This window comes from Sphingobacterium micropteri, assembly GCF_014692515.1.
GTDB lineage: Bacteria > Bacteroidota > Bacteroidia > Sphingobacteriales > Sphingobacteriaceae > Sphingobacterium > Sphingobacterium micropteri.
In genome coordinates this window covers 302485-322198 of record NZ_JACOIK010000003.1, presented here as the reverse complement: position 1 = coordinate 322198, position 19714 = coordinate 302485, and the positions used below count along the sequence as shown (strand labels likewise).

The 19714-nt window shown below is 39.8% G+C and carries 19 protein-coding genes; 10 read left to right on the top strand and 9 right to left on the bottom strand.

Annotated features, from left to right (window positions below; all coding sequences use genetic code 11):
- Positions 1 to 41: 41 nt before the first annotated feature.
- Both H8B06_RS05475 and H8B06_RS05470 read right to left on the bottom strand, forming a co-directional pair.
- A complete protein-coding gene (locus tag H8B06_RS05475) occupies positions 42 to 254 on the bottom strand; it encodes a type 1 glutamine amidotransferase family protein (protein WP_190993288.1) in 213 nt (70 codons plus the stop codon).
- Positions 255 to 398: 144 nt separating this feature from the next.
- Complete coding sequence (locus H8B06_RS05470; RefSeq protein ID WP_130139944.1) at positions 399 to 605, bottom strand: hypothetical protein; 207 nt, start codon at positions 603 to 605, stop codon at positions 399 to 401.
- Between the two features lie 252 nt (positions 606 to 857).
- Between H8B06_RS05470 and H8B06_RS05465 the strand changes: the two genes are divergently transcribed.
- Together H8B06_RS05465 and H8B06_RS05460 are read left to right on the top strand one after the other, a co-directional pair.
- On the top strand, positions 858 to 1556 hold the full coding sequence (locus H8B06_RS05465) for a DinB family protein (protein WP_190993287.1): 699 nt from the start codon (positions 858 to 860) through the stop codon (positions 1554 to 1556).
- Between the two features lie 264 nt (positions 1557 to 1820).
- Positions 1821 to 2942, top strand: a complete 1122-nt coding sequence (locus H8B06_RS05460; RefSeq protein ID WP_190993286.1) for a baeRF3 domain-containing protein — start codon at positions 1821 to 1823, stop codon at positions 2940 to 2942.
- A gap of 151 nt (positions 2943 to 3093) precedes the next feature.
- Here H8B06_RS05460 and mnmE read toward each other — a convergent pair whose 3' ends face one another.
- From mnmE to H8B06_RS05435, 5 genes are all read right to left on the bottom strand, one after another.
- A complete protein-coding gene (gene mnmE / locus H8B06_RS05455) occupies positions 3094 to 4503 on the bottom strand; it encodes a tRNA uridine-5-carboxymethylaminomethyl(34) synthesis GTPase MnmE (RefSeq protein ID WP_190993285.1) in 1410 nt (469 codons plus the stop codon).
- 31 nt (positions 4504 to 4534) lie between these two features.
- Positions 4535 to 4927, bottom strand: coding sequence for an SMU1112c/YaeR family gloxylase I-like metalloprotein (gloA2, locus tag H8B06_RS05450; protein ID WP_190993284.1), 393 nt, complete (start codon positions 4925 to 4927; stop codon positions 4535 to 4537).
- A gap of 3 nt (positions 4928 to 4930) precedes the next feature.
- Positions 4931 to 5650, bottom strand: coding sequence for a bacillithiol biosynthesis deacetylase BshB1 (bshB1, locus tag H8B06_RS05445; RefSeq protein ID WP_190993283.1), 720 nt, complete (start codon positions 5648 to 5650; stop codon positions 4931 to 4933).
- A gap of 76 nt (positions 5651 to 5726) precedes the next feature.
- A complete protein-coding gene (locus H8B06_RS05440; protein WP_130139938.1) occupies positions 5727 to 6218 on the bottom strand; it encodes a glutathione peroxidase in 492 nt (163 codons plus the stop codon).
- Positions 6219 to 6238: 20 nt separating this feature from the next.
- Positions 6239 to 6880, bottom strand: coding sequence for a DUF4294 domain-containing protein (locus H8B06_RS05435; RefSeq protein ID WP_190993282.1), 642 nt, complete (start codon positions 6878 to 6880; stop codon positions 6239 to 6241).
- A gap of 150 nt (positions 6881 to 7030) precedes the next feature.
- Here H8B06_RS05435 and H8B06_RS05430 point away from each other — a divergent pair, with 150 nt between their 5' ends.
- From H8B06_RS05430 to H8B06_RS20900, 7 genes are all read left to right on the top strand, one after another.
- Positions 7031 to 9238, top strand: a complete 2208-nt coding sequence (locus tag H8B06_RS05430) for a RelA/SpoT family protein (RefSeq protein ID WP_190993281.1) — start codon at positions 7031 to 7033, stop codon at positions 9236 to 9238.
- A gap of 168 nt (positions 9239 to 9406) precedes the next feature.
- Positions 9407 to 9913 (top strand): Fur family transcriptional regulator, encoded by a 507-nt coding sequence (locus tag H8B06_RS05425; RefSeq protein ID WP_130139935.1) that lies wholly within the window; start codon positions 9407 to 9409, stop codon positions 9911 to 9913.
- A gap of 104 nt (positions 9914 to 10017) precedes the next feature.
- The gene (locus tag H8B06_RS05420) at positions 10018 to 11289 is read left to right on the top strand and encodes an adenylosuccinate synthase (protein ID WP_190993280.1); all 1272 of its coding nucleotides are present in this window, start codon (positions 10018 to 10020) and stop codon (positions 11287 to 11289) included.
- Positions 11290 to 11301: 12 nt separating this feature from the next.
- Positions 11302 to 12594: an anthranilate synthase component I family protein gene (locus tag H8B06_RS05415; RefSeq protein ID WP_190993279.1), complete on the top strand. Its 1293-nt coding sequence runs from the start codon at positions 11302 to 11304 to the stop codon at positions 12592 to 12594.
- A 17-nt stretch (positions 12595 to 12611) separates the two neighbouring features.
- Positions 12612 to 13271, top strand: a complete 660-nt coding sequence (locus H8B06_RS05410) for a TatD family hydrolase (RefSeq protein WP_190993278.1) — start codon at positions 12612 to 12614, stop codon at positions 13269 to 13271.
- A 21-nt stretch (positions 13272 to 13292) separates the two neighbouring features.
- A complete protein-coding gene (locus H8B06_RS05405; RefSeq protein ID WP_190993277.1) occupies positions 13293 to 14018 on the top strand; it encodes a tRNA threonylcarbamoyladenosine dehydratase in 726 nt (241 codons plus the stop codon).
- A 119-nt stretch (positions 14019 to 14137) separates the two neighbouring features.
- Positions 14138 to 15523 carry an exonuclease domain-containing protein gene (locus H8B06_RS20900; RefSeq protein ID WP_190993276.1) on the top strand — a complete coding sequence of 462 codons (1386 nt, stop codon included), beginning with the start codon at positions 14138 to 14140 and terminating at the stop codon, positions 15521 to 15523.
- Here the strand turns inward: H8B06_RS20900 and fbp are convergent.
- Positions 15502 to 16524, bottom strand: coding sequence for a class 1 fructose-bisphosphatase (gene fbp / locus H8B06_RS05395; RefSeq protein ID WP_190993380.1), 1023 nt, complete (start codon positions 16522 to 16524; stop codon positions 15502 to 15504). The two genes, H8B06_RS20900 and fbp, sit on opposite strands and share 22 nt — an antisense overlap.
- A gap of 513 nt (positions 16525 to 17037) precedes the next feature.
- Here fbp and ppk1 point away from each other — a divergent pair.
- The gene (gene ppk1 / locus H8B06_RS05390) at positions 17038 to 19101 is read left to right on the top strand and encodes a polyphosphate kinase 1 (RefSeq protein WP_223857494.1); all 2064 of its coding nucleotides are present in this window, start codon (positions 17038 to 17040) and stop codon (positions 19099 to 19101) included.
- 3 nt (positions 19102 to 19104) lie between these two features.
- On the opposite strand, the gene H8B06_RS05385 is transcribed toward ppk1, so the two are convergent.
- Positions 19105 to 19698: a DUF502 domain-containing protein gene (locus H8B06_RS05385; RefSeq protein WP_190993275.1), complete on the bottom strand. Its 594-nt coding sequence runs from the start codon at positions 19696 to 19698 to the stop codon at positions 19105 to 19107.
- Between the last annotated feature and the right edge of the window lie 16 nt (positions 19699 to 19714).

Genomic DNA, 19714 nt, shown 5'->3' with positions numbered 1-19714 from the left:
TTGAAATAAACACGCTCGTCTTCATAAGGTTTTCAATGATCTTATAGGTTCCCCGGATATGTCAGCAACTCAATCATGGTTTGAGCCGTGGAAGCAGCAGATAAAGGATTTTGGCCCGTAATAAGTTGATCATCCAACACTACATGCGGAGCAAACGGAAGTCTGGCCGTACTGAAATCTGCCCCATATTCTTTTAACCGTGATTCCAATTCGAAAGGGATGTTATTGTGACGCATGACCATGGTTTCTTCCATATTGGAGAACGCTGTAATTAAATGTCAATATCATATATTTAGTAAAAAACTATCCTAGCGCTAGAAAACAAGCACAAAACCACAATATATTAAACCATTTATTTCGTAATAAATTACGTTTCTATATTGTCTTAACCACAAAAATTAAGGTGTAACCGGAGGAGGCGTAGGATGCAATACGGAATCTGTAGTATCTCTGAGTGTTGTATCTCGAGGTAATGTTCCGTCTCTATATCCTGGTTCTTCCATTGTGCCTCTATCGTCCATCGAGTCGGTGTTTTCATTTCGATTGCCACCACATCCCGTCCCTAGCAATCCAACCATAAATGTAAAAAAAATGATTCTTTTCATAGCTGTATAATTTAATTATAAACCTGGTATTATACTTTTAAACCACTTGTTGAACAATATATATTCTCTGATAGTTGCCTTTAATGTTAATTTAGGTATTTATACACTTCTGATAGCTTAAATACACGTATTTTACGCTTTTTCCAAAAATCTTGCCCTATGTCAAGTATCCTGTTCGAAAAAGTCATCATATTGCATAACAAAAAATAGGTGAAGCATAAAAAAATAATGTTAATATAAAAGACATCTCGTATGAAAAGACACATAATACATTTTGTTTGGGCGGCTCCACTTTTAACAGCCCTATGGATAGAAAGTTCAACAGTAATCGCACATGATAAACAGTTAAATATTATATCCACAGAACATATCCCTGTTGTTGAGCACATCACTGAACAAGATAGTAGTGGTAATATTCAAAAACTGCTGGCACATTACGAACAAACAGCCACTCATTTAAAGAAAAGCGTAGCCGGCCTTACAGAAGAACAACTAAATTTTAGCCCGGCAGAAGATCAATGGTCTATTAACCAATGTGTGGAACATATCGTTTTATCGGAACCGATGATTTTTGGCATGTTCAAACAAGAAACTTCAAAATCTGATCCGTCCAAAACATCACAAAAACCAAGCTATACCGATGAAGAAATTGTAAACAGTATCACCAATAGAAGTGAAAAACATCAAGCTCCTGAAATACTAAAACCTACCGGGAAATACAAAAATATGAGCGAAGCTTTGGTTGCCTTCGAAAATGGGAGAAAAGAGATTATCAATTATATCAAAAATGCTGATATTAACGCATTACGCGATCATATCAGCCAAGGACCGGCGGGTCCGGTGGACGGATATCAAAATTTGCTATTTATCACTACACATTCTGATAGACATATTTTACAAATAGAGGAAATTAAAGCACACCCTAATTTTCCTAAAGGCAAAACAAAATAATACAAACAGATTATCTACGATTAATTGATTAAAATTATGCCAATGACATAATAATGTACAAAATAAACCGTTATACAAGTACTTCATAATTTAGGTTTATAATTGGTTAGTTAGTTAAAAGATACTGGAGCTCTCCGCTCCAGTATTTTTTTTGTTTTGTGCTTATCCTAAACTTTTCTAAACATCTCTTTATTTAGACTGTTCTATATATAGGCTACGCGAATATAAAAACGAGTATCAATGCATTCATTAAAAACATCTATTATGCAGACAATCGATTTGAAATTACTGAAAGAGTTGACGGCGATCCAGGATACACCCTGTATCTCCATTTACATGCCCACCCACCGGGTACATCCCGCAAACGCGACGGATCCTATCACTTTTAAGAATCTTTATAAAAAGACTTTACAATATATCCAGAACAATGGTCTCCACGAGCATGAAAAACTTATTCAGCCGTTAGAAAAGCTTATAAACGATAAAACGTTTTGGGATCACAATAATGAAGGTCTCGCGATCTTTGTATCTTTGGAAGACACACAGATATTACGTTTACCCGAAAAAGTGCAGGAGATAACCTGTGTGGCTGATTCATTTTGTGTAAAACCGTTGTTTAAGCTGTATCATGAAAACCAATCTTATTATCTCCTTGCTTTAGCGTTGGATGATGTACAACTTTATCGAGGTGACAAATACCAACTGCAAAAGTTGGATATAGAAGATAACGTACCTACTACCATGAAGGAGGCACTGGGTGAGGAACTTACGGATAATCATTTACATGCATCTGTTGTACAAGGAGCCGGATTACATGGATATATGGAGAAAAGCCAGGAGGAAGATATCGATATGGATCGATTTTTCAGAAAAATTGATCAAGCTATTCTGGAACATTACCCTATCCCTCAAGATGTACCATTAGTGTTGGCTGCTTTACCGGAACACCATAGCCATTTTATGCGGATTAGTAAACACCATAATTTCTCGCCTATTCACCTGCAAATTAACCCCCAATCTTTAAGCAAAACAGCTCTTTTAGAAAAAATACAGGATGTATTCAATAAAATACTCGAAAAACGAAAAAAAGAACTTCTCGAGCGTTACCAACTTGCTATACCCGAAAACTTAAGTAGTTTAGATATAGGTGATGTGACGAGAGATGTAATTGATGGCAAAGTAGAGGTACTTTGCATCGAGAATGGTAAATCCATCGAGGGTCATATTGATGTAGATGAACGTAAAATAGTACAAAAAGATGGACAACAGACCGACGTCATTAATGAATTGGTGCGCATGGTATTCAGCTACGGAGGGAGTGTGATTGTCCTTGACGAAGAGGAAATGCCATCAGAAACAGGTGTTTTCACAATTAATCGTTATTAGCGATATAGAAAAACAGATAAGGCCATCAATTTTGGCACAAACATTGTATGCTATGCTGTATTCATAATTTAGGTTAATAATTGGTTAGTTTAAAATCCTGGAGCTCCCCGCTTCAGGATTTTTTTGGTATTCTGCAGCAATACAAACGCAACTACTTTCCGATGCAGAACTTCCCGAAAATCGTCCCCAAAATATCACGGTCTACATCAATATCTCCCGTGATACTGGAAATATGGCGTAAGGCAGTCCTTACGTGGTGGGCAAGCAAATCACCCGGAAGCAAGATACCTAAACCCGCTTCCACCTGTCCAAGTGCCTCTAACGCCTGCTCTAAAGCTTCCACATGGCGGGTGTTGGTGATAATTTGTTGGTCCTCTACTGCCATTCCCCTAATTTTGTCCAACAGCACTCCTTTCAATCTGTCCACACTTTCGCTATCCTTAGCAGATATAGCTACAAGTGAATCGCTATAATTAGTAAATAACACATCTGTAATAGCTGTATCCATTTCGTTCGAATGATACCCTCCTTGCAGATCAATTTTATTCCGAACTAAAATCACAATAAGACCGTCATAATAAAGTTCCTTTACCTGTGCAATTACCTCATCCGCCGTGCTATCTTTATCATCATATAAATACAATAACACCTTTGCCTGCCGAACCTTTTCTTTCGCTTTCGTTACGCCGATAGCCTCAATGGTATCCGCAGTTTCCCGCAATCCCGCCGTGTCAATAAAACGAAAAGTAATCCCATCTAGGTTAATAGACTCTTCTATAGTATCTCGGGTAGTCCCGGCTATATCGCTAACAATAGCACGTTCCTCGTCAAGTAATGTATTGAGCAATGTTGATTTCCCCGCATTGGGTTTTCCGATGATAGCAACGGGAACACCATGTTTTATGGCATTTCCGTAGGCAAACGATTGAATAAGCTTAGCGATATGCATCTTTAGCTCCTGTACCAGTGCCTCAAATTGCGCCCGATCGGCAAATTCTACATCCTCTTCGCCAAAATCCAGTTCGAGCTCTAAGAGTGCCGTAAAATTAATTAACTGCTCACGCATTTCCTGCAGCTTATTACTGATTCCACCTCGCATTTGGTTCATGGCGATTTCATGAGAGGCTTTATTTTCCGAAGCGATCAAGTCTGCTACGGCCTCTGCCTGTGAGAGATCCATACCACCATTTAAAAATGCGCGCAGTGTAAACTCTCCCGCTTGTGCAGCCCTTGCGCCCTTCTTTATAAGCAGTGCTATTAGTCGCTCAATAATATATTTGGAATTATGAGTAGAAATTTCGACGACATCTTCTTTCGTATAGGAATGCGGCCCTTTAAAAAGGGAAATCAATACCTCATCAATTATCTCTTCCCCATCTCGTATGGTACCGAAATGAATCGTATGCGTGTGTTGATTTAGTAGATCTTTTCCGTTGAACACCGCGTTGGTAATCGTGATCGCTTGTGAACCAGACAAACGAATAACCGCAATAGCTCCATTTACTCCCGGCGAAGTCGCTAGAGCCACAATCGTATCTTGCGAAACTAATCCTGTTGACATACTGCAAAGGTACATTTTTTATGTGTACCCTCTACTTCTCGTAAAACTCAATCGGTAATCCATCTGGATCGGCAATGAAAATAAATTTCTTTCCAGTAGTTTCATCTGTGCGGATAGGTTCATACGCTATTTCGTGTTCCTCTAGCGCACGAATAGTTCCATCCATATCCAATACTTCAAAGGCCAAATGCCGTAGTCCGGCTGCTTCCGGATACGACGGGCGTTCCGGTGGTGAGGAAAATGAAAATAGTTCGATGATATATTGGTTATTTAGCGCTAAATCTGCTTTATAGGAATCGCGTTCAGCACGATAGATCTCTCGTTGCAATTCCAAGCCTAAAATATCACGATAAAAAGACAGGCTACGTACATAATCACTACAGATAATGGCAATGTGGTGCACTTTATTTAACTTAACCGCCATGCCTTATAAAAGTTGAAAGATATCCTGCACCCCTAAGAGTTTGCGAGCAGTGAATCCTTCCGCATATTTAACCTGAATATTACGGCCCAATTCTGCCGCTCTACCGCGGGTAGATTCCATAAAGGCCGGATTCGAAATATACGTCTGAGGTTGATCGTCATCTGAGGACACATTAAATTGTGTGGTATAAGCTAAAACAGATTGTTCTTTCTTTTCCCAAAAGTCTGTAATATCTAGTATAATATCGGGTTGGATATATTTATCTTGAATCACTTGCAATTGAAGTCGTGGACGAAAAGCCTCTTGTATCTGCCCCTCATCAACAGTTTCGATTCGGCGGAGTCCACTTAAAAAAAGTGCGTCATTCACCAGTTTGCTTGCCCTTCCATGATCGGGATGACGGTCATCCAATGCATTTGTTATGACAATTTCGGGTTGATATTTACGGATTGCACGGATAATAACAAGTTGACTTTCTTCATCATTGGTGAAGAAGCCATCACGTAGGCCGAGGTTTTCACGAACTTGTACGCCCAGAATATCCGCAGCTCTCGTTGCTTCCTGTTGTCGGGTTTCCGCGGTACCGCGCGTTCCCAATTCGCCTTGTGTCAAATCGATAATACCCACCTTTTTACCTGCAGCAACGTATTTTGCAATCGTTCCACCCGCACCTAATTCAGCATCATCGGGATGAACGGTCATTACCATTAAATCCAACTTCATAGTATGTTTCTGTTTGCTCCAAAAGTAGGCATTTCACGAAAATTTGGCAAATGAAGCAGTAGAGATCAAAAAAGCTTCATGCCGTTATCAATTTTTCAATTTTCGTGACCAACCTCTTCGCCTGAGGGCTTGTCAAACTATAGAAGTAGTCTACCACTTCTCCTTCCTTGTTGATCAGATATTTGTGAAAATTCCACACAGGCTTCACGTTTATGCGTCCATTTAGATTTTTGTCAGACAAAAACTTAAATAACGGATCACAATATTCACCAATTACATGTATACGTTTAAAAACGGGAAAAGTAACCTGTTGCTGTATGCGACAAAATGTTTCCAGTTGTAAACCCGTCATCGGCTCCTGTCCACGAAAATCATTGGATGGAAAAGCCAAAATTTCAAAACCACGGTCTTTGTATTGCTGATACAGCTTTTCAAGCGACTTAAATTGTTTGGTAAAGAAGCACTTACTAGCTGTATTTACAATCAACAGCACTTTGCCGGAATAATCTTGCAACGATTTTTTTTCTCCGTTAAACTGTAAACCGTGAAAATCATAAACCGTTTGCATCGCTCTCCTTTCCTTTACGTTTAATAATTATACAAATTCTTTATCGGGCGCACACGCTCATACCCTCGGATAATGTTTTCTATTTCATAGTCTTCTTCCGGATCATACACCGATTTGAGGTTATGACCGAATACTTTGGCTACCGATTGATAGAAGAAAGCAGAAAGTCCTCCTTTCATCTCTCGCACAAGTTCATAACTACTGTTTCCGGTTTGGCGTTGTACTAATTTGATTAATATCGCCCCCTGCGAAATGCTTAGATTCTTTATTTCGGTTCTGAATTTCTCCTTAATTTCATCTTCACACGCTTTTATCAAACGCTTTTCTTCTCGCTTGGAAGATGCAAGTGCAATATCGCGGTCTAGTTGCTCATAGCGCTTCTGTGCATAAATTGCGTAAGGCAATACCCGCAACACATTGCGTTCCAAACGCAGGTAGTTCAAGCGATCTTCTTCAGTCTTAAACGTACGCCTTGCTGTAATAATAACATCTTTAATCGGAAACCAGGGCACAACCTCCCCTGTTTCCAAACGCGTAGTCGTATAATGCTGCAACATTTCCCCTTCTCCTTCTCCGTAATGGGGAACTTGCAAAGCCTGCCCTTTGCCCCAAAATGGCATCAGGAAAACCAAAAATAAACCCCATACAAAAGACTGCTTCATCACCTCCTAAAAAATGTTAATGTATTTCCAACTATGTAAAAAATTTGCTATATTTATATGTTGTTTTTCCCCTGTTTCCACACGAGTGGAAAAACCATAATAAAATTACGAACAAAAAAATATAAAAGCAACTTTTTTCGGTGAGTATATATGGAAGAATTTGAGATTGATATAGAGGCAGAAAACAAGGAGATTAGGAAAAGGTACCGCGCATTACTTAGAGCCTGCAAACCTACCTTGCAGCGAGGGGATAAACAGGAAATCCGAAGAGCATTTGACCTTGCGTTAGAAAGCCATAAAGATATGCGCCGTAAGTCAGGCGAGCCGTATATATACCACCCGATAGCGGTTGCACAGATAGCCGCCGAAGAAATCGGTTTAGGAACGACTTCCATCGTATGTGCATTGTTGCACGACGTGGTAGAAGATACCGCTATCACCTTACAGGAGATCGAGGCACAATTCGGCAAAAAGGTAGCCCGCATTATCGATGGGCTTACAAAAATATCGGGGATTTTCGATCCAAACAGTTCCATGCAAGCGGAAAACTTCCGTAAAATGTTGCTCACCCTAGCTGATGATGTGCGCGTTATCCTGATCAAACTTGCGGATCGTCTACACAATATGCGCACGATGGAATTTATGGCGCGACATAAGCAATTGAAAATTGCTTCAGAAACGAGTTATCTCTACGCACCCTTAGCACACCGTCTGGGGCTCTATGCTATAAAATCCGAACTGGAAGACCTTTCCATGAAGTATACCGACCCCGATACCTACAAATTCATCGCACGAAAACTGAACGAAAAAAAAGCAGAACGTGAAAAGTTTGTTGCCGATTTTATTGAACCGGTGAAGACGATACTCGAAGAACAGGGCATCAAGGCGCAAGTATTCGGACGCCCAAAATCCATTTATTCCATTTGGAATAAGATGCGTAAAAAATCTATTCCGTTTGAAGAGGTGTATGATTTATTTGCCATCCGTATTATCATTGACACCCCTACAGAAAGAGAAAAAACAGAGTGTTGGAAAGTATATTCTATCGTCACGGATTTATATCGTCCTAACCCCGACCGCTTACGGGATTGGGTTTCTTCGCCAAAAGGAAATGGTTATGAATCCTTACACACCACCGTGATGGGGCCTCGAGGTCAATGGGTGGAAGTACAGATTCGTACAAAGCGTATGAACGAAATTGCCGAGAAAGGTTTTGCCGCCCATTGGAAATACAAGGAATCGAACTCGGACAGTGGATTAGACCAGTGGATACAAAAGGTTCGAAATCTATTGAGCAGCCCAGAGCAAAATGCCATGGATTTCGTGGACGATTTCAAAATGAATCTGTTCTCAGACGAGATATTCATTTTCACGCCCAAAGGTACATTAGTTCAATTACCTAATGGTGCCACAGCATTAGATTTCGCATTTGAAATCCATTCAGATATTGGCGCAACCTGTATAGGCGCAAAGGTCAACCACAAATTGGTTCCGCTTAGTCATCCACTGCAGAACGGCGATCAAGTCGAAATTATCACTTCCAGTAAGCAAACCCCGAAAGAGGACTGGCTTAATTTTGTTGTTACAGCGAAAGCAAAATCAAAAATACGTTCTTCGTTAAAAGAAGAAAAACGACGTGTAGCAGAAGACGGCAAGGAGATTTTAGAACGTAAGTTGAAATCACTAAAAATCACGTACAATACAGACAATATTAATAAAATAGCCAACTACTTTAAATACCCCAGCTCCCAAGAGCTTTTTTATAACGTTGCCAAGGGTGTTATTGATATAAAAAACCTACGCGATTATGCTGAAAGCGAGAAAACAAATACACCAGGTCAAAGCCATTTTAGTTCACATGTTTCTGGCTTGGTCGAAAAAATCAACAAAAAAGAAGTTGACACCATCCTTATTGGTGACGATTACCAACAAGTTGATTATACGTTAGCACCATGTTGCAACCCTATTCCGGGTGATGATATCTTCGGCTTTTTAACCGTGAATGACGGCATCAAAATACACCGTACCAGCTGTCCCAACGCCTCTAAACTTATGGCGAGTTATGGGTATCGAATATTAAAGGCGAAGTGGGCTTCTTCCCAGCCAAACATAGCTTTTCTTACAGGGCTACGTATCGTAGGAATTGACGACGTTGGGCTTATTAACAAGATCACAAATGTAATCTCACGCGAATATAACGTCAACATACGTTCATTGTCCATTACCAGTAACGAAGGAATTTTCGAGGGAAACATCATGGTATTCGTAAATCATATCGAACAATTGGAAGACCTCATGAAAACCTTGAAGCAAATTAGCGGAATAACGGGTATAACACGCTATGAAGCAGATAATTAATCTGAAGAACATAGTTCCCGATTAAACCATCGTTTTTTACAGATGAAATTGGTAAATTTGTAGAAGAAATAACTATTAATATGAAATGTCCATGATTGTCAAACACAAGCACCGACGACTATAAATCTGGACATTCCATATGACCTTTAAAAGACAAATAATATACATATGAATAAAGGCGAAAACTATCAAACGGTAAAAAAAATCTTCGAAGCTTACTTAGAAAATAAGAATCTGAGAAAAACGCCTGAGCGCTATGCTATTTTGGAAGAGATTTACTCGCGTGACGACCATTTTGATGTGGAATCACTTTATATCCACATGAAGAACAAAAAATACCGGGTAAGCCGTGCTACCGTATATAATACATTAGAATTGTTAGTATCCTGTGATCTGGTAACCAAACATCAGTTTGGCCGTAACATGGCTCAATTTGAAAAATCTTATGGTTTTAAACAACACGATCATGTTATCTGCATCGAATGTAATAAAGTGGTAGAGTTTTGTGATCCCCGTATCAATCAAATCCAAAGTTTGATGGGCGATCTGTTGAAGTTTGACATCAAACACCACTCTCTTAACCTATATGGCGTTTGTGAAGACTGCCAGAAAAAAGATACAGAAAACGCCGAAACCACACCGAAAAAAGGAAGAAGCCCGGTAATTTCAAATTAATGTGGTAATCGCCAATTATTGTATTACCTTTGTTCAGAAAAGACAGGTGTGTCCTGTTTTTTCTAAACGTATCATTTAAATTTTAATATCCATATTTCAATATTATGCAAGTTGATGTGCTTTTGGGCCTACAATGGGGCGATGAAGGAAAAGGAAAAATCGTGGACGTGTTCTGTCCGAAATATGATTTAATCGCCCGCTTTCAAGGTGGCCCTAATGCTGGACATACATTAGAGTTTGATAACAAGAAATTTGTCTTGAATACCATACCATCTGGTATTTTTAATGAAGGTACACTCAACCTTATTGGTGGCGGTGTCGTTATCGACCCTATTATCTTAAAACGCGAGTTAGATAATCTGCGCACCTCGGGATTTGATCCTGTGGGTAAAGGTACATTGGTTCTAGCCCGTAAAGCACATTTAATTCTACCTACTCACCAATTGCTGGACGCCGCCTCTGAATCAAAAATGGGTGCCGGTAAAATTGGCTCTACCCTTAAAGGAATTGGTCCAACGTATATGGACAAAACCGGAAGAAACGGTTTGCGCGTGGGAGATACCACACTTCCGGATTTTCAAGAACGTTATGAAAAATTAAAAGCAAAACATTTGGAGATCCTTTCCCACTACGGAGAGATTCCTGATTTCGCTGAAAAAGAAGCGGCTTTTATGAGCGCCATTGATTTTATCAAAACGATTCCACATGTCGATGCTGAACACCTAGTCAATAACTACCTGAAAGAAGGAAAAACAGTACTAGCAGAGGGTGCGCAAGGTACACTATTGGATGTAGATTTTGGTTCTTATCCTTTTGTTACGTCATCCAATACCACCACCGCTGGCGCTTGCACTGGCCTCGGTATTGCCCCAAATAAGATTGGCGCTGTATATGGTATCTTCAAAGCATATGCTACTCGTGTGGGGGGTGGACCATTTCCAACGGAGTTGGATGATGAAACGGGAGAAAAACTACGCCAGATAGGTCATGAATTTGGAGCGACCACCGGACGCTCTCGTCGGACAGGTTGGATTGATATTCCAGCCTTGAAATATGCCATTATGTTAAATGGCGTAACCGAATTAATCATGATGAAAGCGGATGTGTTGGACACATTTGAAAAAATCAATGTTTGTACACATTACAAACACAACGGCGAAACCATCGATTACATGCCTTATGAAATTATCACCAACCAAGCAGAACCCGTCTTGGAAGAAATAGCAGGCTGGAATCAAGATATTACGGGTATTCGTTCAAAAGACGAAATTCCCACGGCGTTAAAAAATTACATCGCTTATCTGGAAAAAGCATTGGAAGTGCCTATTAAATATTTATCTGTAGGCCCCGATCGTGTTCAGACAATCGAACTGTAATATAAATATACAATGGCTACAGCCGTATTTCAGGTTGACACGCAGCAATTCGAAAGAAAGGCGCTTCAATGGGCGCAACAATTTGATGAGGTTTGTTTCTTCCAATCCAATGGCTATAGTGATGAATATGCGCAAATAGGCAGTTTACTCGCCGTAAAAGCCTTAGACAGTTTTGTTAGCGAGCAAACAGATATATTCCATACGCTGGAAAAATTTAGAGCCAAGCATCCCGATATGTGGATGCCTGGCTTTTTTAGTTACGACCTTAAAAATGAAATTGAGGATTTAACAACCTCTTTTCCCAACCAATTAGCATTTCCAGAAGCCTATTTTTTTATTCCGAGCATTATTTTAGACTTTAAAGACACGCAGGTAAAAATTGAAGCTCTTCATCCTGAAAATATATATCGTGATATCTTAGCTTACGATCATATCGCCAGCGAAGAACGAGTCGAAACTGAACCTATCCAGTTTCAAAAACGGATGTCGAAAAAAGCTTACCTAGAGGCATTCCGGCAGTTGCTGAAACATATCCGGCAAGGAGACATTTATGAGGTCAATCTTTGTCAGGAATTTTATACCGAGCATGTTACATTGTCTCCGTTAACTGTATACCAAAAATTAAATCAAATTTCTCCTACTCCCTTTTCTTGTTTTTTCAAAATCAAGGATAAGTATATCTTATCCGCATCACCCGAACGTTTCTTGGCAAAACGCGGGAACACCTTGATTTCTCAACCGATTAAAGGCACCGCACCACGCGGAAAATCGACAGAAGACGACCGCGATATCATCGCCACGTTGAAAAATAGTCCGAAGGAAATCGCGGAAAATGTGATGATCGTGGATTTGGTTCGCAATGATCTAACACGTAGCGCACGGGAAGGAACGGTAAAAGCAGAACGACAACTGGAAGTCCAGACGTTTCAACAGGTGCATCAGTTAGTCTCCACCATCACTTGTGAAAAGAGACCTGACATATCAGATATAGAAGTTATCCGTAACACTTTCCCCGCTGGTTCCATGACCGGTGCGCCAAAAATCAGCGCCATGAAATTATGCGATCGCTACGAAAACAGCAAACGGGGTATATATGCCGGTTCGGTAGGTTATTTTGACCCTGCGGGCAATTTTGATTTTAACGTCGTGATACGTTCTTTGCTTTACAATAGTACAAAGAAATACCTATCTTTCCACACAGGCGGTGCGATAACCATCGATGCGGATCCCGAAAAGGAATACCAAGAATGCCTCTTGAAAGCTTCTGCTATTCTTAAAACCTTGAACGCGAATTTGGTAGAGTAAAATTTGTATCTTTAGGCATGTCTTCGCCTTACATCAACATACATACCCACTGCACACTTGCGCCCACTGCACAAATATTCCCCGTTCCTAACGTCATCATATCCAAGAATTATCTCTTTCCACATCCCTGTTCGCTTGGTATACATCCTTGGTACATCGAACAAAATATCACCGCACAATTGGATGCGCTTCACCAATATGGAAAAAAGAAACAAGTTTTAGCCATAGGCGAGTGTGGACTTGATAAACTTTGCGATACAGACTGGGCTTTGCAGGAAGTGACTTTTCGAAAACAAATCAGCTATGCCAATAGCATTCGAAAGCCACTGATTATCCATTGTGTCCGGGCGTATCAAGAATGTCTGCGTATACTACAAGAAGAAAACGTACAGGTTCCGGTTATCTTTCATGGATTCGAAAAAAAAATGGAATTGGCTACACAAATTCTACATTCCGGCTATTTTCTTAGCTTGGGAGCCGCCCTCCTCTCCGGTAACAAGGATCAACTCATTCAAGAAGTACCACTAGACAAAATTTTATTGGAAACGGATGATAAATCTGTTAATATCATTGATATTTATGCTTATTTTTGCCGCGTTCGAAAAATAGAGATGCAAGTCTTGAAAGAACAGCTATATCAAAACTTTACGCATATATTCAACTATCCGATAAGGTAGGGAGGGAAACAATTTATTTAAATGAAAGATTTATCTTGGTTATCAAGAACAGAAGCATTAACAGGCCGTGAGGCATTAGAAAAACTAGCAAGTTCACATGTAATGGTTCTCGGTTTAGGGGGTGTGGGTTCGTTTGCTGCGGAATTCATATGCCGCGCGGGTATAGGTAAAATGACTATTATCGATGGTGATACTGTAGATCCATCCAACCGAAATAGGCAATTGCCAGCGCTTGCTACCAATCACGGCGAAGCCAAAGCACAAATCATGAAAGATCGTTTATTAGCTATTAATCCCGAGCTGGATCTTCACGTTATTCAAGATTTTATCATACCCGAAAAAATCCCTGCCCTTTTAGCATCGAATCCTGATTATTGCGTGGAGGCAATTGATAGCATTACGCCGAAACTCTTTTTCATCAGACAGGCGTTGGAAGCAAAAATTCCTTTTGTTAGTTCGATGGGTGCAGGTGGAAAAGTCGATCCTACGAAAATCCGTATCGCCGATATTAGCAAATCATACAACTGTAAACTTGCTCAACATATCCGAAAGAAACTTCGTAAACATGGTATTCGTGATGGTGTTAAGGTAGCCTTTTCTACGGAGCTTCCCGATAAGAAATCCTTATTGTATACGGATGGTAGTAATTTCAAGAAATCCGCTTACGGAACCATGTCCTATTTACCGGCCGCATTTGGAGGTGCCATTGCTTCTGTCGCTATTCGCGATTTGATGGCAAGCGTCTAAAAGTCTTGATGTCGCTCTGTCTGTATCATCCTGCGGCTTGCCAACCGCGAAGCAGGCAACGATCTAAAAACTATAAACAAAGCCTTTAATATTACTAACTAAATTAGTAATATTGCAGCGTGAATAAACAAAAACACTTTGCTATAGTCGATATTGAAACCACGGGGAGTCACGCTGGAGGGAGTCGTATTACGGAGGTAGCTATTTTGATACACAACGGGAAGAAAGTTATCGAACGGTATCAAAGCCTTGTAAATCCGCAATCTCCGATTCCGTTTGCAATCCAGACGCTGACCGGTATCACACCCGATATGGTGGAAGGCGCCCCTATTTTCGACGAAATTGCAGAAGATATATACCATCTTTTACAAGGCAGAGTTTTTGTTGCCCATAATGTAAATTTCGACTATTCATTTCTTATAAAAGAATTACGGCAAGCAGGCTATGAGTGGCAAGCGTCGAAACTGTGTACCGTGCGGCTTTCCAGAAAAATATTTCCTGGCCACCGTTCCTACAGCTTGGGAGATATCTGCAAAGTGCGTGGCATCCACATTGCTGCACGACATCGGGCCATGGGGGATGCGGAAGCTACTGTCGAACTTTTTTCTCAATTACTTGCGCACGATGAAAATCAATATTTGCAGGAGAGCTTGCAAAAGAACATCGAACACCGCTTACCAACCCATCTTTCCCTCGCACAATTCCAAAGATTGCCGGAAACGACGGGGATATATATTTTCCGCAATAAAAAAGGAAAGATCATTTATGTCGGAAAAGCTATAAACATACGAAAACGTGTACTAAGTCACTTCGGGGGCATTAATACGAGTCTACGAAGACAGCAATTTATAAACGATATTGCGACGATAGATTTTGAAGAATCAGGCACCGAACTCATGGCACTTCTTATGGAATGTCAACTAATTAAAAAGCACTGGCCTATTCATAACCGGGCATTGAAACGCTACGAACCAAAATTTGTGCTTATCCATTATGAAGATATAAGAGGTTATGTTAGACTAGCGGTAAGCAAAGCAACCGCCCATACAAACAGTATCCGCTATTTTGAAACCGCACAAGAAGCAAATTTATTCCTGGCCAATCTGCTGGAAGAATTTAACTTGGCTCCGACATTATGCACATTTTACTCCCCGTCTACGGAGACACGCGAGGATCGAAAAATAGCGGGATCGCTCCCTTCACGAGAGGAGCACAATCAAACGATCGCTGGCGTATTTCAACAACTAGACAGCCGAAAACGTTCCTTTCTTCTTATCGATCAGGGACGGAACGAAACGGAAAACAGTTATGTTTATTTTAAAGAGGATAAACTCTACGCTTTTGGATTCATAGAGTTTATCCAACAATGGTCCCAGGTGGAAGACGTCGTTTCTTACACCGACAAATGCATTAGCAATTTTTATATGCAACATATTGTCTTGCAATATGCAGATCGTCATCCGCAAAAAGTAACTACCTTGCCTCAGGCTCCCACACTATCCTGAGTTTTCTCCACAAAACTGAGCACCTTATCTACCATATTTTTACTTCCGATAACAATCGGGGTCCGTTGATGTAAATGCGTTGGTTTAATACCCAATACTCTTTCTTTACCGGAGACAGCTTTTCCTCCCGCTTGCTCTATAATAAAAGCCATGGGGTTACATTCGTAAAGCAGCCGTAGTTTACCATGGGGGTAACTGGAAGTCTCGGGATATAAAAACACACCTCCCATAATCAGCGTACGGTGAATATCAGCGACCATCGATCCTATATAACGGGAAGTGTAAGGTCTTGACGTTGCACTATCCTCTGCCTGGCAATATTTGATATAATCTTTGATATATTGCGGAAATTTCAAGTAATTCCCTTCATTCACCGAATAAGAATTTCCATCTACAGGAACCTGCATGTCCGGATGCGATAAACAGAACTCTCCAATAGATGGATCCAATGTAAAGCCATTTACCCCTTTTCCTGTTGTATAAACCAACATCGTAGAAGAACCATAAATCACGTATCCCGCAGCAACTTGATCATAACCATATTGCAGTATTTCCTCTTCAGACACCGGTGCATCAAGTACCTTTCTTCGATAAATCGAAAAGATAGATCCAACAGAGACATTCAAATCAATGTTTGCAGACCCATCTAATGGATCCATACACACCATGTACTTGCCTTTATTTGTTAAGTTTTTTAACGATACCTCGATACATTCTTCATGTTCTTCAGAAGCGATATAACAGCATTCTCCACCGCGAGTCAATGCCTCAATAAACTGTTCATCGGCATATACATCCAGTTTTTTCTGTGCTTCGCCCTGCACGTTGTGATGACCATTTTCGCCTAAAATATCCACTAGCCCAGCTTTGTTAACCTCCCTATTAATAATCTTCGCTGCGATACCGATGTCCCGCAACAATCGGGAAAGTTCACCTTTTGCATAAGGAAAATCAGCTTGCTTTTCAATAATAAATTGACCTAATGTTTTAAATGCCATAATATGTAGTTGTTCAGTTTGGTAACAAATTTCACGGTGCAAAGCTACACAAGCAAAACAAATTAAAAAACTGATTTTCAGCTTATTGTATAATATACACATATTTATCATACTGATATTCAAGTAATTATTTTTAATAAAATTTTTTATTTTCTTTTTCCCCGTGAAAAAGAAACAAAAACCTCGTCGCTGCGGATGTTTGCCAGGGAGGGAAGTGCTAAGAATAGATTTCTACAGTTGTCAAAAATCCGGATGCGACATTGAATGTTAAGGGGGAGATTGTGCATTTGCATTGTCCCATTTTTAACCTCTTAATGCCACATATAAAATTTTGAAACATGTAGAAATATTATAGTTGCATTATCCCTCTATTCAAAATTTTAAAGTGGCGAGTTTTTTTGCGTACTTTTTTTGCGGAAAAAAAAGTATGAATAATCGATTTAATATTTTCATTATATTTAAGACACATTAGGGAAGTATATTTAAAGCATTCAAATAGTGGCTAAGAAAAAGAAGATGATAAATAGGTTTATTCCCCGCGATATCAGTTGGTTGAGTTTTAATGATCGGGTATTGCAGGAAGCTGCTGATGAAAGTGTACCTCTTTCCGAACGTATTAAGTTTTTGGGTATTTTCTCCAACAATTTGGATGAATTTTTTAGAGTAAGAGTGGCGGGATTAAAAAGGGCATTGGCATTTAATGAGAAAGACGCAAAAGAAATTTTCTTTGAAAAACCGCAAATTATCTTAGACCAATTAAATGAACTCGTCATCCAACAGCAACAGCAGTTCGATCACATTTGGCTGAAAGTACAAGCTGAAATGGCGAAGGAAAAAATTTTTATAAAAACCAATGAAGAGCTGAACGAGGAACAACAAGAATTTGTGAAGTTTTACTATGAAGAAGAAGTAGAATCAAACGTTATTCCTTTGATGCTGGATGAGGCACGTGCTATGCCCTATCTACGGGACAAAAGTTTGTACTTGGGCATCGCCATGCGTAAAAAAGATTGGGAATACGAAACACGTTATGCCGTTATTGAAAACCCAACACGGCGCAATGGTCGTTTCTTGCTATTGCCTTCACCGAAAGGAGAGAAACACGTCATATTGCTAGAAGATGTCATCAAATATAATATACCTTATATTTTTTCCTATTTCGGATTTGATTCCTTTAAGGCACATGCTTTCAAAATTACCAGAGATGCGGAATTTGATCTCGATAACGACATCAATACGACACTGGTAGAAAAAATTGAAAAGGGGATTAAAAACCGTCGAAAAGGAAAACCTACCCGCTTTATCTTTGACAAGGATATGGATTCTTCGCTTGTAGCTTTTCTAATCAAAAAGCTGAATCTATCCAAAAAAGATAGTATTATTCCGGGGCAGAAAATCCATAATTTCAAACATTTCATGGATTTTCCGAAGATTTTTAAATCGGAAAAGCCCACAAAAGAGCGTAGTTCGTTTATCCATCCTGACTTCGCCGGAAGGCAGCGTATCAGTGATGTCGTTGTCAAAAAGGATGTGCTGCTCTCTTTTCCTTATCACACTTTTCACCCCATCATTGATCTGCTACGCGAAGCAGCTATGGATCCCGATGTACGTTCTATACACATTACGATCTATCGTATGGCAGAAAACTCCAAAGTAGCCAATGCACTTATCAACGCTGCGAGAAATGGCAAGGACGTAACCGTAATGCTCGAGCTTCGCGCACGTTTCGATGAGGAACACAATATTATTTGGAAAGAACGATTTGAAATGGAAGGCATAAAAGTACTTTTGGGAATTCCAGATAAAAAAGTTCATGCTAAACTTTGTATTATCAAAAAAAGGTTAAACACCAAAACTGTCCAATATGGCTTTGTAAGTACGGGAAATTTCAATGAAAAAACAGCGAAGAACTATGGCGATTACTGCTTGATGACCAGCAATAGAACAGTGATGGCAGATATAAACCGCATTTTCACCGGACTGAAGAAATATAAGGGAGATTTATCCCAAGGTTTCAAATCTTGTAAGAATCTACTTGTATGTCCTACCAATATGCGAACCACATTTCTTGCACTTATCGACAAAGAGATCGCGGAGGCTCGTGCCGGAAATAAAAGCCGCATTATCATCAAAATAAATTCTTTAAGCGACAAGCAGCTTATTAAAAAAATATATGAGGCTGCTGCGGAAGGCGTTAAAATTGAAATGATCGTCCGTGGGATTTATTGTGCTGTTAATCAAAAGAAATTTACGACACCCATCCATGCCATCAGCATTGTCGATGAATATCTGGAACATGCCCGCGTAATATATTTTTATGCGGGAGGCAAAGAACAGGTTTATATTTCTTCTGCCGACTGGATGCCAAGGAACTTAGACTTTCGTGTAGAAGCTGCAGTACAAATCACCAATAAGAAAATTAAACAAGAACTTATAGAGATGCTGGAGATACAGTTAAAAGATAATGTAAAGGCTCGGATCTTAAATAATAAACTCGATAATACCTACGTACAGAATAACAAATCGCCGCACCGTTCGCAAGTGGAACTTTATAAGTATTTACGAAAAAAAACAAAATAATTGCTAATCGATTCCACTTACACCTCCAGAAACTACTAATTTCATGGCATCGGTAGCACTCATTTCTAAACGCTGTACATTTGATGCTTTTACAACAACAACTTGTCCAGCAACCGAATAGGAATATGGAAAATAGACGATTACTTCATCTGGCAGCCCGATTTTCTGTAGGTCACGCTGTGTCAGAAAACCGATTTTTTTCAGCCCCGTTTCGTTGACCAATACCAATACTGGCTCATTGAACTTCTTGGCATCTCCCACAAAAGCTTCTGTAAAGTCTTTTATGGAAGAATAAAGTGTATTAAACAACGGAATTTTATCGATAGTACGTTTCAGCCAAGCACGTATTGGTTCTGTAACGAAGGTGGTAAAAATCACGCCCACCAAAATAAGCATAATAAGCACTGTCAGAATTCCTATACCGGGAATATAAAGCGGATATCCTTGCTCATCCTCCAAAAAATGAGTTGTCAGATTTAAAGCATTATCTAACGATGCAACCACCCACACAATCAAAAAGATCGCGCCTGCAACGGGTAGAACCACCAATGTGCCTTTGATTAAATAGTATAATATTTTTTGTGAAACTTTCTTCATTATTTTGTTTATTAAT

What these genes read in the sequence shown, in the direction of transcription:
- H8B06_RS05475 (WP_190993288.1), bottom strand. Translation starts at nt 254, where the DNA reads ATGGAAGAAACCATGGTCATGCGTCACAATAACATCCCTTTCGAATTG.
- H8B06_RS05470 (WP_130139944.1), bottom strand. Translation starts at nt 605, where the DNA reads ATGAAAAGAATCATTTTTTTTACATTTATGGTTGGATTGCTAGGGACG.
- H8B06_RS05465 (WP_190993287.1), top strand. Translation starts at nt 858, where the DNA reads ATGAAAAGACACATAATACATTTTGTTTGGGCGGCTCCACTTTTAACA.
- H8B06_RS05460 (WP_190993286.1), top strand. Translation starts at nt 1,821, where the DNA reads ATGCAGACAATCGATTTGAAATTACTGAAAGAGTTGACGGCGATCCAG.
- mnmE (WP_190993285.1), bottom strand. Translation starts at nt 4,503, where the DNA reads ATGTCAACAGGATTAGTTTCGCAAGATACGATTGTGGCTCTAGCGACT.
- gloA2 (WP_190993284.1), bottom strand. Translation starts at nt 4,927, where the DNA reads ATGGCGGTTAAGTTAAATAAAGTGCACCACATTGCCATTATCTGTAGT.
- bshB1 (WP_190993283.1), bottom strand. Translation starts at nt 5,650, where the DNA reads ATGAAGTTGGATTTAATGGTAATGACCGTTCATCCCGATGATGCTGAA.
- H8B06_RS05440 (WP_130139938.1), bottom strand. Translation starts at nt 6,218, where the DNA reads ATGCAAACGGTTTATGATTTTCACGGTTTACAGTTTAACGGAGAAAAA.
- H8B06_RS05435 (WP_190993282.1), bottom strand. Translation starts at nt 6,880, where the DNA reads ATGAAGCAGTCTTTTGTATGGGGTTTATTTTTGGTTTTCCTGATGCCA.
- H8B06_RS05430 (WP_190993281.1), top strand. Translation starts at nt 7,031, where the DNA reads ATGGAAGAATTTGAGATTGATATAGAGGCAGAAAACAAGGAGATTAGG.
- H8B06_RS05425 (WP_130139935.1), top strand. Translation starts at nt 9,407, where the DNA reads ATGAATAAAGGCGAAAACTATCAAACGGTAAAAAAAATCTTCGAAGCT.
- H8B06_RS05420 (WP_190993280.1), top strand. Translation starts at nt 10,018, where the DNA reads ATGCAAGTTGATGTGCTTTTGGGCCTACAATGGGGCGATGAAGGAAAA.
- H8B06_RS05415 (WP_190993279.1), top strand. Translation starts at nt 11,302, where the DNA reads ATGGCTACAGCCGTATTTCAGGTTGACACGCAGCAATTCGAAAGAAAG.
- H8B06_RS05410 (WP_190993278.1), top strand. Translation starts at nt 12,612, where the DNA reads ATGTCTTCGCCTTACATCAACATACATACCCACTGCACACTTGCGCCC.
- H8B06_RS05405 (WP_190993277.1), top strand. Translation starts at nt 13,293, where the DNA reads ATGAAAGATTTATCTTGGTTATCAAGAACAGAAGCATTAACAGGCCGT.
- ppk1 (WP_223857494.1), top strand. Translation starts at nt 17,038, where the DNA reads ATGATAAATAGGTTTATTCCCCGCGATATCAGTTGGTTGAGTTTTAAT.
- H8B06_RS05385 (WP_190993275.1), bottom strand. Translation starts at nt 19,698, where the DNA reads ATGAAGAAAGTTTCACAAAAAATATTATACTATTTAATCAAAGGCACA.